Source organism: Thalassobacillus devorans MSP14, assembly GCF_000496835.1.
GTDB classification, from domain to species: domain Bacteria; phylum Bacillota; class Bacilli; order Bacillales; family Halobacillaceae; genus Thalassobacillus; species Thalassobacillus devorans_B.
Genome location: NZ_KI543236.1, coordinates 948,133 through 959,775, shown reverse-complemented (window position 1 = coordinate 959,775; position 11,643 = coordinate 948,133). Strand labels below are relative to the sequence as shown.

Annotated in this window: 15 protein-coding genes; 5 read left to right on the top strand and 10 right to left on the bottom strand. The window is 43.9% G+C overall.

The annotated features are described in order from the left end of the window. The first annotated feature begins 309 nt into the window (after positions 1-309). Positions 310-1,533, top strand: coding sequence for a nucleotidyltransferase (locus P855_RS0105770; RefSeq protein ID WP_028782670.1), 1,224 nt, complete (start codon positions 310-312; stop codon positions 1,531-1,533). Positions 1,534-1,581: 48 nt separating this feature from the next. Here P855_RS0105770 and P855_RS0105765 read toward each other — a convergent pair whose 3' ends face one another. Next, positions 1,582-2,607, bottom strand: a complete 1,026-nt coding sequence (locus P855_RS0105765; RefSeq protein ID WP_028782669.1) for a SepM family pheromone-processing serine protease — start codon at positions 2,605-2,607, stop codon at positions 1,582-1,584. 1 nt (position 2,608) lies between these two features. Next, positions 2,609-3,391: a patatin-like phospholipase family protein gene (locus P855_RS0105760; RefSeq protein WP_028782668.1), complete on the bottom strand. Its 783-nt coding sequence runs from the start codon at positions 3,389-3,391 to the stop codon at positions 2,609-2,611. Positions 3,392-3,558: 167 nt separating this feature from the next. On the opposite strand from P855_RS0105760, the gene ylbJ reads away from it, so the two are divergent. Beyond that, the gene (ylbJ, locus tag P855_RS0105755; RefSeq protein WP_028782667.1) at positions 3,559-4,776 is read left to right on the top strand and encodes a sporulation integral membrane protein YlbJ; all 1,218 of its coding nucleotides are present in this window, start codon (positions 3,559-3,561) and stop codon (positions 4,774-4,776) included. 45 nt (positions 4,777-4,821) lie between these two features. On the opposite strand, the gene coaD is transcribed toward ylbJ, so the two are convergent. Then, positions 4,822-5,304, bottom strand: a complete 483-nt coding sequence (gene coaD / locus P855_RS0105750; RefSeq protein WP_028782666.1) for a pantetheine-phosphate adenylyltransferase — start codon at positions 5,302-5,304, stop codon at positions 4,822-4,824. A gap of 12 nt (positions 5,305-5,316) precedes the next feature. Beyond that, on the bottom strand, positions 5,317-5,865 hold the full coding sequence (gene rsmD, locus P855_RS0105745; RefSeq protein WP_028782665.1) for a 16S rRNA (guanine(966)-N(2))-methyltransferase RsmD: 549 nt from the start codon (positions 5,863-5,865) through the stop codon (positions 5,317-5,319). Positions 5,866-6,362: 497 nt separating this feature from the next. Between rsmD and P855_RS0105740 the strand changes: the two genes are divergently transcribed. Next, on the top strand, positions 6,363-6,752 hold the full coding sequence (locus tag P855_RS0105740; RefSeq protein WP_028782664.1) for a DUF7147 family protein: 390 nt from the start codon (positions 6,363-6,365) through the stop codon (positions 6,750-6,752). Positions 6,753-7,501: 749 nt separating this feature from the next. Here the strand turns inward: P855_RS0105740 and P855_RS0105730 are convergent. After that, complete coding sequence (locus P855_RS0105730) at positions 7,502-7,777, bottom strand: YlbG family protein (RefSeq protein ID WP_028782662.1); 276 nt, start codon at positions 7,775-7,777, stop codon at positions 7,502-7,504. A gap of 149 nt (positions 7,778-7,926) precedes the next feature. Here P855_RS0105730 and P855_RS0105725 point away from each other — a divergent pair, with 149 nt between their 5' ends. Next, complete coding sequence (locus P855_RS0105725) at positions 7,927-8,256, top strand: hypothetical protein (RefSeq protein WP_028782661.1); 330 nt, start codon at positions 7,927-7,929, stop codon at positions 8,254-8,256. Between the two features lies 1 nt (position 8,257). On the opposite strand, the gene P855_RS0105720 is transcribed toward P855_RS0105725, so the two are convergent. The 3 genes from P855_RS0105720 to ylbD are packed head-to-tail and all read right to left on the bottom strand — an operon-like array spanning position 8,258 to position 9,388. Beyond that, the gene (locus tag P855_RS0105720) at positions 8,258-8,695 is read right to left on the bottom strand and encodes a YlbF family regulator (RefSeq protein ID WP_028782660.1); all 438 of its coding nucleotides are present in this window, start codon (positions 8,693-8,695) and stop codon (positions 8,258-8,260) included. Positions 8,696-8,752: 57 nt separating this feature from the next. Continuing rightward, complete coding sequence (locus P855_RS0105715; RefSeq protein ID WP_028782659.1) at positions 8,753-8,989, bottom strand: YlbE-like family protein; 237 nt, start codon at positions 8,987-8,989, stop codon at positions 8,753-8,755. Between the two features lie 6 nt (positions 8,990-8,995). After that, the gene (ylbD, locus tag P855_RS20575) at positions 8,996-9,388 is read right to left on the bottom strand and encodes a spore coat protein YlbD (RefSeq protein WP_051353102.1); all 393 of its coding nucleotides are present in this window, start codon (positions 9,386-9,388) and stop codon (positions 8,996-8,998) included. An 85-nt stretch (positions 9,389-9,473) separates the two neighbouring features. Between ylbD and P855_RS0105705 the strand changes: the two genes are divergently transcribed. Then, positions 9,474-9,842 (top strand): hypothetical protein, encoded by a 369-nt coding sequence (locus tag P855_RS0105705; RefSeq protein ID WP_028782658.1) that lies wholly within the window; start codon positions 9,474-9,476, stop codon positions 9,840-9,842. Here P855_RS0105705 and P855_RS0105700 read toward each other — a convergent pair. Further along, complete coding sequence (locus P855_RS0105700) at positions 9,828-10,910, bottom strand: CAP domain-containing protein (RefSeq protein WP_028782657.1); 1,083 nt, start codon at positions 10,908-10,910, stop codon at positions 9,828-9,830. The genes P855_RS0105705 and P855_RS0105700 overlap by 15 nt on opposite strands. Before the next feature lie 153 nt (positions 10,911-11,063). Further along, positions 11,064-11,492 carry a CBS domain-containing protein gene (locus P855_RS0105695; protein ID WP_028782656.1) on the bottom strand — a complete coding sequence of 143 codons (429 nt, stop codon included), beginning with the start codon at positions 11,490-11,492 and terminating at the stop codon, positions 11,064-11,066. Positions 11,493-11,643: the final 151 nt, after the last annotated feature.

The following is an 11,643-nucleotide window of genomic DNA, read 5'->3' as shown; positions in this document are numbered from 1 at the left end:
CGTTTTCTTTCAAAATTATCATAGTGAGGTTTCGTCAAGTATGGTTTCGAGTGCTTTTTATGGCAAAGGGCGTAGGGAAACGGTGAGACTCCTGTGGGAGCTGAGTGATAGGTGAGGCCCCGCAAGGCGAAGCCTGAGGAGACTCAGCACACGCCCACGGAAAGCGAATCGTTTCCCGAAGCCCCTCAACTTCAACAATATCTCGAAATCAAGTCTTCCCTAATCCGGCCATATTGTTGAATAAGTATCTTATGAAAAAATCAACAACAGCTTTTAACAGAACCGAATACTTAGAAAGGAACGATGCCAATGAAAGCATGTGGACTGGTAGTCGAATATAACCCATTTCATTACGGCCACCTTCATCATTTAGAACAATCCAAACATGAAACAAATGCTGATTGTATGATTGCAGTCATGAGCGGACCTTTTCTGCAACGAGGCGAACCTGCCATCACTGACAAATGGTCGAGAGCCCGGGCAGCACTAGAATCGGGGATTGATTTAGTGATCGAGCTGCCTGCTCTGTTTGCCGTCGAGCACAGCGATCTATTCAGTAAAGGTGCAATAATGACATTAAAAGAACTCGGCATTGACGCCTTATGCTTCGGAAGTGAACACGGCAATATCGAGAGCTTTACAAAAGCAGCTGACGTATACCAAAATCACCAGGAATCATTTGACGCTTCCCTCCACGAAGGATTGGCAGCAGGCCGCTCCTTCCCGGAAGCGGCAAGATCCGCTTATCAGTCGATTGGGCTTACCGAAGGGGAAGTGGACTTATCGAAACCGAATAATATCCTTGGTTTTAGTTATGTCAAACAATTGAGGAACTATGCTCCAGATGTTAAAGCGACGACGATCCAGCGTATAAATAATGACTACCATGACGAAAACATTACCGGAAATATCGCAAGTGCGACCAGTATCCGGAAGGAGCTGCTCAGAGAGGCGAATATGACGGAAGAAGCCGCCGGGACACTGCCTGAGAGTACGCAACATATGCTGCTGGATTATAAACACAAAACCGGCATGTGGCACCATTGGGAATTTTATTTTCCATTTTTACACTATCGTATCCTGACGATGAGCAAACAGGAACTCCGCACCATCCATACTGTTGAAGAAGGATTGGAGAATCGTCTGAAACGAGTAGCTAAACAAGCAAATTCTTTTCAGGAATTAATGGAGGGTATGAAGACCAAACGGTATACGTGGACCAGGCTGCAGCGAATGTTTACCCACCTTTTATGCAATAACAAAGCGGAAGAAGCACAATCACTTTTATCCATGGAAAAAGTACCCTATGTACGGATATTAGGAATGAATGCGACCGGTCAGGAGTACTTGAAAAAAGCCAGAAAGCACGCAGAGGTTCCATTCATCAATCAAATCCAACAGCTGGATGAGCAGCTGCTTGCAGTGGATGAACGAGCGGCAAATGCTTACTACAGCGTGCTGCTATCTCCACTTAAATCTGAAATGATAAAGCAGGAACTGCAGCCGCCGCTTCGTATCCATGCAAAAAGATGAATTCAAAAAGAGCTGATCAACTTTGGGGTTGATCAGCTCCTTTTACTTTCATTCCTTTGGCTTTTTTTGTTTCAGATAGTCCAATGCTTCCTGGAAAGTATCGACTGGCACAATGTCCATGTCTGTTTCAATTTTCTCTGCTGTTTTCTGAGCGATCTGGTAATTGGACCCTTCCTTACCTTCTTCGTTCGGAGCAAAGAAAATGTCTGCACCAGCATTATCAGCTGCTACCACTTTTTTATCGATTCCACCGATTCTTCCCACTTCGCCTTCATAATTAATTTCTCCTGTTCCAGCTACTGTATAACCTTTGGTAATGTCCTTTTTCGTTAACTGATCATAGATTTCCAAAGAGAACATTAAACCGGCGCTTGGACCTCCAATTTCTCCGCTTTTAAACTTAACCTTTGGATTGACATCGATACTGCGGTCTGTAACAAGCGTAATGCCGACTCCAACCTTATCTTTTTGATTCGGAAAAGGAGCAAGTTCAATTTCCTTGACCATTTCCTCTCCATCCCGTTCGATGGTCAGCTTAACCGAGTCTCCTTCTTCCATCTTTTTTACATAATCGACCAAATCACTGGATTGAGTGACTTTCTTATCATCCACCCGGGTGATTCGGTCACCAGGTTTCAATTTATCTTTTGCAGGCATGCCATCCAGCAAGTTCATCACATAGACACCTTCATATTGGATTTCTATGTCCTTACCTGCCGCTTCATAAGCCACAACCTGAGCCGCTTCCTGTGATGTCTCCATCATTTGCAGCTGAGCATGGTAATATTCATTTTCTGAAACTCCTTCCGGACGAATATCTTCCAGAGGGTATATCTGATGAAACGGTCTGACTTTTGCTAACAGATACTGGATCGGTGTAGCCTGTCCTCCTCTTACCGTTACAAGGTGCATCTCCCCTTTACTTTCATAAGCACCTTCTACCTGCACTACAGGATTGAGCTCTTCTGCTCCTCCAGGCTTATAAATGTAAAAAGGCAACCGGTAGCCGCCTAAAAATAAAGCTAATAATACCGTAATGATTGCAGTGATAATATAACGTCTGCTTAATCTCATGCTAAGACTCCTTCCAATTGGCTAAAAGGCCCTTGATGTTACTGATTTGGGCAGTTGCAGCCTTCTCCCCTTCTTCGATGATTTCTTTAATATCGGTGAATGCTCTGGTACTGAACCGTGATACATCCGGCTGAATCATGACATCCGCCGAAACTCCCAAGTGAGTGACCAGTTCATCCTGCATGATATCAATGCTTTGTGTAATGACATCATAAATAGAATTAATATCAGCATCGCCGCTGAATTGGGCACAGTCTACGGCAACCACCAGATCTGCTCCCATTTCTTTTGCCACCGATGCAGGAACACGATCAATGACCCCGCCATCTATGTACAAGCGACCGTCTAATTTTTCAGGTACAAAAATCCCGGGTATGCTGATGCTCGCTCGGACTGCATCACTGGCGTTCCCGGTCATGAAGACCCGTTTCGTGCCAGCAAAAAGGTCAGTAGCCACCACACCCATCGGAATAACAAAATCTTCTATATTCTTATGGTATGTGAACAAGCGAATATATTCTTTGATTCTTTTCCCCTGGATAAAACCCATCTTTGGAACGGTGAAATCGAGGTAATACTTTCGTTTGAAAGTAGCGGCAAGCTTATATAAATCCTCGATTTTCTGGCCTGCTGCGTAAAAAGAGCCTACCAGCGCCCCCATGCTGCTGCCCGCTATCAAATCGACAGGAATGTGATGGTCATGCAGGGCTTTCAACACTCCCAAATGCGCAAAGCCTCTTGCTCCACCTGAACCTAAAGCCAGACCGATCGTTGGACGCTTCACTTATGATCTCTCCCTGATGGTATTTACTTCTATTTTATGGCATATCTGAAGGCACTATGTGCATATCTTTAAAAGACGAACGTATGCTTGTCTTAATTGTAAACATTCTACTACGTATAAAAATAGAAGTACAGGAATCTGAATGCTTTTCTTATAAGGAGGCGGACATGAAATCACAAGTGAAATCGTTCATCCTCGCCCTATTCACCATTATTTTCGCTATATTGTTAATCAAATACCCAGACCAGGCCTTATCCGCCAGCATCCGGGGATTGAACATGTGGTGGGAAATCGTTTTTCCTTCCCTGCTGCCCTTTTTCATCATTTCTGAATTGATGATCGGGTTCGGGGTGGTTACCTTCATCGGTGTTTTGTTTGAGCCGATCATGCGCCCGTTATTTAATGTACCTGGTTCCGGGAGTTTCGTATGGGCGATGGGAATGGCGAGCGGCTATCCATCAGGCGCCAAGATAACCGCAAGGCTTCGTCAGGAAAAACAATTATCCCGTATTGAAGCAGAGCGGCTGGTTTCCTTCACGAATGCTTCCAATCCTTTATTTATTTTCGGAGCAATAGCTGTCGGCTTTTTCAATGACCCTTCCCTTGGCATTCTGCTTGCAGCAAGCCACTATGCCGGCAATACAATGGTCGGTCTTGTGATGCGCTTTTACTGTCGAAAAGACACTGGAATCTCTAAAAAAAGTTCAGAAGGTTTTTCCCTGAGACGCGCCTTCTACGAACTTCATAAAACTCGTATAAAGGACGAGCGCCCTTTCGGGAAATTGTTCGGAGATGCCGTTCTATCTTCTTTACAAACACTGTTGATGATTGGTGGTTTCATCATCATATTTTCCGTATTGAACAAACTTTTGTTTGTCACGGGTATCACCGAAGTTATCGCTGCCAGTTTCACTTTTCTTTTGGCACTGCTTCACTTGCCTGAAGTCTTGAGCATCCCTATCTTTTCAGGGCTGATGGAAATCACTATGGGTTCTCAGATGATATCACAATCCGGAACAGAGATGCTTTTTGCAGCTATTGCCGTCAGCTTCATCCTGGGGTTCAATGGTTTTTCCGTCCAGGCACAGGTGGCTAGCATACTTGCCGAAACGGATGTACGTTTCCTTCCCTATTTTATCGGGCGGCTGATGCACGGGGTGTTTGCAAGCATATTATGCATCCTGCTTTTTCATCCCCTATACTTGTCCCAATCAGAAGGGTCATCGGGAGCAGTGCCGGTTTTGTCAAAGGCGGGTGCCCACAATTGGGCGATGGACATTTTAGAACAGTTATCCTCGTATGGTCCATTGATCACAATTGCAAGTCTGATGACAGGATGCCTTATTATTTGGAACCAACGGAAATCGTCCCATCGTTTAAAATAAGATAAAACCTGCCATGATAGGACTGGCAGGTTTTATTACGTACCACTAACCTAAGTATTTTTCCTTTAAGGCAGCTTCGACAGGTGGAGGTACCAGGTCAGAAACAGACGCCTGGTATTTAGCCACCTCTTTGACAATGCTGGAACTTAAAAAGGAATACTGATTATTGGTCATCATGAAGAAGGTTTCAATTTCTTCATTCAATTTTCTATTCATGGAAGTGATCTGCATTTCATATTCAAAATCACTCACAGCTCGAAGGCCACGTAAAATCGCCTGGGCATTCTTGCTCTGGGCGTATTCCATCAATAACCCTCCGCAAGAGTCAACAGAAACGTTTTCCATATCCCTGGTAACTTCTTCGATCAGTGTCTTTCGTTCTTCCACATCGAATAGTGGGGCTTTCGATTGGTTATTGAACACAGCGACGATGACATGGTCAAAAACTTTGGCACCTCTTTGGATGATATCGAGATGTCCATATGTAATCGGGTCGAAACTGCCTGGACAAATGGCAAGTCGTGTCATTCTGGATCCTCCTTACTGGTATATACTGATGGCAATTGTACCACCATAGATTTCATGTTTGAAAAGTGGAATACCTGCCAGTTGTTCAGGTAGGTGTTCATCAGCATCATGCTCGCAGATGATCATTCCTTTTTCTTTCAACAACTCATGTTCCCTGATACCCTCGACAAGCTTTTCATAGGAAACTTTCTTATATGGCGGATCAAGGAATATCAAGTCAAAGCTCAAGCCGCGTTTTCCCGCTGCCTTCATTGCACGGAAAGCATCGGTACGAAACACTTCTGTCTGCTCTTCCAGTTTCAGAGCTTTCACGTTGTCATAGATTGTCTGAATGGCTTTCGGGTGCTTATCGACAAAGACACAATGGTCGATGCCACGGCTGATCGCTTCGATTCCTAATCCCCCACTTCCAGCAAACAAATCAAGGGCCTGGCCACCTTCGAAAAAGGGACCGATGATTTGGAACAGCGCTTCCTTCACTTTATCAGTTGTAGGCCGGGTAAGCCGGTTGGGGACTGGGCGAAGTTGTCTTCCCTTATGCTCACCTGCAATCACTCTCATATGTATCCCCTCCTCTAAATACAGCCATCTGACAGGCTGTATCATTAACTACAGCTCACATTTTGATAATAAGTTGTCGAATCATTCTCCATTATCCTACCACAAACTGTCTTTTTCGTGAAACTTCCTTTAAAAACAATAAATTCATGAAGTTTGTTGTATAAATTTAAAAGGAAGGGTTCATAATAACCAATGAAGCAGGAGGCAATGGCTTACTGCTTTAGAAGACGGAGAAGGCTTACATCCCCATAAGCCTTCCTCCGGTTTCTCCTCTCCCTTTGCTTTTTGTTTCTCCAATCGGAAACAAAAAGACGGGCTGTCCGCTTGTGCGAAAGTCGATATATGCCTAAAGGCAATGTCGTCACACACGATCCGGGCAGCCCTATTTTTTTCTCCACCTTTTCATTCAGGAAGAAAACTTCTTTCCGTTCACATCATGGCTATTCCATGCTACAGTTAATGCGAAAGTATAATACATAAAATGAGGTGGCAAATAGATGAATCAAAAATTCATTGAATTGGGAGAAGGAACCTCCGACTTATACGAGTTGATTGCGATTGGAGATCGTATGTCGGAACGCATCAAACATGTGATGACATTTGCAACGATCAAAAAGGGACAGCCAGTTGTTTCCCTGGCGCTTGTGCTGGAGCCATCCGGCAGTGATAAATTTCAGCCGATTTATATATGCCGGGAGGGCGTGCCGGATCCGGAAGAAAAGAAGACCCAGCGTTATGAAATGTTCGAAGCTCTGGCAGAACGTCTGGAAAAATCGATTATACCACTGACAGTGAAACCATCGGATGAATTTTATGAAACGGCTTTATACTACCAGCATTTGATCGGTATACTGCGGATGAACCGTTATATCCCGCCGATGAGCTAATGCTCCATTCGTGATTATTACTTTGACTTTTCATAACAGGCTTACTTAACTATATGGCCGAATTGTGGAAGACTCAGTTTCAAAGTAATTTGGGTTCGTTACCGAGACAGGGGAAAGGGTGGCTGGGAAACGATTCGCTTTCCAGCTGCATCGCCTAGACACTCGCGACATAAGCAGTCCATCAACGGGAAGAAAAAACACTTCCCTTTTGCTGTTCTGCTTATGCGTGTCGTGTCTCCCAAGGCGATTACGCATTCGTTTCTTTCCTGTGGGGGAGGCTGGCAAGCCTCCTCGGCCGTTTCACGACCTGTGGGGTCTCGCCTAGCCCCTTCTCCCACGGGAGTCTCACCGTTTCCCCGCCACCTTATCCATATTTTGACGAACGAACCCTACGTTGTGAGAAGATATCTTCCACATTTTCTGCATGAAAAGCTCAATGATTCAGGACATAAGCTCTTTTCAGCTGTTAAGATGGTGGTTCCGCATATCGATGTTTCCGTTAGTCTTACAAACGCAAGGAGGGCCGGGAAATTGCGAGACTCCTATGGGAGTAGAGTACATGGTGAGATCCCGCAGGGCTTTAGCCCGAGGAAGCTCACCGTACCCCCATGGAAAGCGAGTGATTTCCCGGACCTCCAAACGCTCACCACCGTAACGGAAACAGTTTCTCTCGAAACTGAGTCTTCAGCAATTGGGAGCTTATCTGTAATAAATGAAAAGAAGCCAGTCCGTCTTTCGGCTGGCTTCTTTTATATTCCCATTTTATAGTCATATTGCTTTGCTTTATCCGGTTTTGCATTTTCGTAGTCTGTCTTGACTTCTGGTTTATAGGAAGGGACGACTTTCGAGACGAATGGGAACCGTTCGAGTTTTTCCATTGTTTCCTCATGACGATCCTTATCTACATAAAGGATGGCATATTTGCTTTTTTTGGATGCATAAATTAAATGTCCATACTTTTTTATTTGTCTTAAATTTTTCATGTGCTGAAAGTAAATGACCATACCTTGTCGTTGCACGTTCATATTTGGTTCCTCGCTTTTATAGGCATTTAAAGCAAGTGTATCAGAATTATAATTTTCAGGCAATTGTTCTATACTTCTCCTCTTCATTGAAAATGTCTGTACAGAAAGTTAGGATAGTATAAAGGCAGGGTTTCCAGAGGAGGAACGGTATGACGGATCATGAACGCGCATGGGAAAAGTTCATCGCATTTATGGAACAGGCAGAGATCATTGAAAAGTTTACTGTAAAGACCTATACCGGTCTCCCGTTTGTATATATAAAGCCGTTAAAAGAGACACCCCGCACCGATATCGAAGAGCTCCTGAAACGGGCGGCAGCATCTGCCATGAAAGGAAAACGCCTGACCCTTGCGATGAGTTACGTTCGCAAAAGCCAGGCGCTCTATGTGTATAGGGTCCGTTTTTTGGTCCCTCAGCGTAAAATGTTCTGTTGCGGCAATCTATGTGATGACTGTATCAGGTTCACAGATCCTTTTTGAATCAGGAAGCACAGCCACAGCCGCCGCCAGTACCACAGCCACAGCCGCTGTCTGTCAGGGCCATGCCATCACGAGGTACTTTGATATTTTCTGAAACACTGAAGGCCACATGTTGACTCACTTCATCAAGGAGTTTTTGAAGATCGCGCTCTCTTAATTTGAAGGCGGCAACCTTTTCGTTCATGTCCATCTCTCTTTTAACGGAACGAACCTCTTTCATTATCCGGTTATAGTCAGGATGATAACGGCCAAACCGCTGTACATCTTCGTATTGATCTTTGATCTTTTTGAAATCACTGATCAGGCGTTGTGCTTCGTCATCTTCTTCCAACTGTTTTTTAGCAGTTTGATACGCATCCATGACATCCGACTGCAATATCATTTGCCCGATGTGTTCAGATGAATCCAACACATCGACAATTTCTATCGTGGCCAGCATTTGCTTCACCTCCACTTCTATCATAACAAAAGTGGAAAGATAAAGAAATCGTGATAATTATTCTTCTTTCATCGCCTTTGCCATCTGAATCAGCATATTTATCATTTGCAGCTGGTTTCCGACCTTTTCCACACGTTGGATCGGGGTCTTCCCAAAGAAACGTTTCATTTCTTTATCGAATTGTACTTGCTTCCCGGGATCCCGGGCAAGTTTCCGATACCATTCCGGGTTAAGGCGGATGAAAGCAAGGCGTTCCTCATCAGCTTGTAAAAAGCGATAATTTTCAGGTTGCATGGTTTCTCAGTCCTTTAAAAACGGAAATTGATTGGAATGATGGCCTTTGGAAGAGGTTTTCATTTCCTGGAATTGCTTCACAAGTGTCTGCAGATTACCCAGTGCACCGTTCAAATGATGAATATGGCCATTGATATTATCCCAGTTAACCTGATCGACCATTTGCACAAACTGGTTCATCCATTCTTTTTTATCCGTACTTTTATTTTTTGTTTCACCTGAATCGTGAGTTGATCGATATTCATCAAAAAATGGATCATCTTCCCCTAATAAAAGCCATTTTTCATAATACTCCTGGAGTTTCTTTCTGTCATTACGTAACTCGCTTTTCAATTTCGGATGGGTATTTACGAACTCACGGAACTGTTCAACACTTGGATGAAGCTTGTTTCTATCCATATGCTGCACCCCTTTATTTCAAATATTACCTGGTAATAGCCTATGCCATGGAATCGGTTTTGTTACGCAGGCAAGGAGGAATCCCATGTTTATCGCCTCGATTGTCATCCCTATCCTGATTTTCTATTTTTACCGTCGCACAAAGAAAGAACGGGAAAGCTATTATCAGGAATGGCTTGATATAGGTAAGACGAATGAAGCTGCGGTGCTGGAAGGAACGGTAGTCCGAACAGCATCCTATCAGGAAAAATACTATCAGGACCTCTACCTGTCCGTTATTGAACTCTGGGTGGACAGTAACAGAGGAAGAATAAAAGCAATAAAAAAAGAACCCGCCTGCCCGGATCATGAGCAAGCGAAGTTCAGGACTGGGCAGTATACCCGCCTCTCCGGTGAATGGAATCACTCAGTTTTTCATTTTTCTAATATTCTGGATCCTTCACCTCGGGACTAGAAAATTCTGCGTATAATAATCCCTATAAACCCCTACACCGAGGTGAGAATAGCGATTATGCAGCAATGCTTCCCTGTGGCCTTTACTGTTAAGCCATCCCTCCATGGCTGCAGCAGCATCCGGATATTGGGCAGCTATATTTTCACCTGCGCTGGAGTAAGTGACCCCATCTGCTTTCAGGCGTTCTGGCAGCCCGATGCCTTCCGGGGTATAATGGGAAAAATAATTGTTTTCCTGCATATCTTTGCTATGCTTAAAAGCTACTTCAGCAACCGGCTGGTACCATTCCAGCCGCTCTTTACCGAAGCGGCTTCTGTATCGGTTTGTAATATCAAATATTTGTTTCTCCCTCGCCGCTTCGATCGCTTTCCATTCCTTTTCGATAACGGGAGACTTCGGCAGCTTTCCACGATAAGAAACCTGGTAAGGCTGCTGTTTTAACAGAACTTCATAATTCATCACCCGGATGGAAGAAAGCTGATTTGTAAATGTATCAAAATACAACTGGGCAAATACGCTGTCACTCAATTGTACTAAAGGTCTCGATGTGAGGTCGTCCTTTGATAAAATAAAGGTATAGTGCTCAATGCCCTTTTTATAGGTAACCTTTTTCTTAAAATCATGCTGTGACTTAACCGTTTGATAATCATCCCCAATGGTAAGGGGATCAGCTGCAGCCTCAGCTCCGGTTAAAAACCAGGTGGATATTTTTCCGTCTTCTACTCCAAATTGAAGGTATTTTTCCGGATCATTATTATACACCCACCATGTATAACCATAGGCACTGGGGTCTTTACGCTGTGGTTGCCCGTATGTATCCAGGAGTGATTGTTTATCCTTGCCAATCCATTTATACATATCGCCTTCTAATGATAAGCTTTCCTTTTGAACAGTATCATCAGGAAAAGAGTCTTCCTCTTCCTGATCAAGCATTTCTGCTAATTTCCCCGCTGCATCCTTACCTTTTTTCAGGCCTTCCTCTATAGTGTCGTCAGCGAAATTTCCTGTTACCAGCAAGTAGGTACCAGCTGCCAACATTATCAATATGATGAAGCGTATGAAGTTCATGTCTTCTCTCCCTTATTTAATATCACGATGTTTCCTCGATACTACTTTATTTTTATCATCAGTATAGTCTATACTGCAACTATTTATGACTGTGGCTACAGAACAATAAGAAAAGAAAAACGATCCTGCCATAGCAGAACCGTTTTTTCAGGACTAGTGCAATTCCGGACGTTCAGATATTTCTCCCAGCGCTCTTCCGGCTGCTTCATCAGACATATCGTCTACCGATAGATCTCCAAGGGAAAGCATACCGATAAGCTTGCCTTGTTCCACGACCGGAAGGCGGCGTACCTGGTGTTCAGCCATTACATTACTCGCTTCCTGCAATGTTGCATCTGGTGTCACGTGATAGAGCTTGTCACTCATTACCTCCTGAATCGGAGTAGAACCAGGCTTTTTATTCGCGTAACCGCGGATTACTAAATCACGGTCTGTCACCATCCCAAGCAGTTCCTGGTTGCTTCCGCATACCGGCACAGCACCTACGTTTTTTTCTTTCATCATGGTGGCGGCATCGAATAAATGATCATCTGTTGTACAAGCAGAAACTTCTCCAGTCATGACCTCACGTACTGTTTTCATTATCATATACCCTCCTTTTTGCTTAAAAAGACAGTAGAACCTGTCCATACATCAGGTAGTTTATCCAAAAAGGGAAAAAGTTTGCATGCAACAGTAAAGGATTTATAGTATAATGAATTGCAACATGCTTGATTTCATACTATGATAAGCT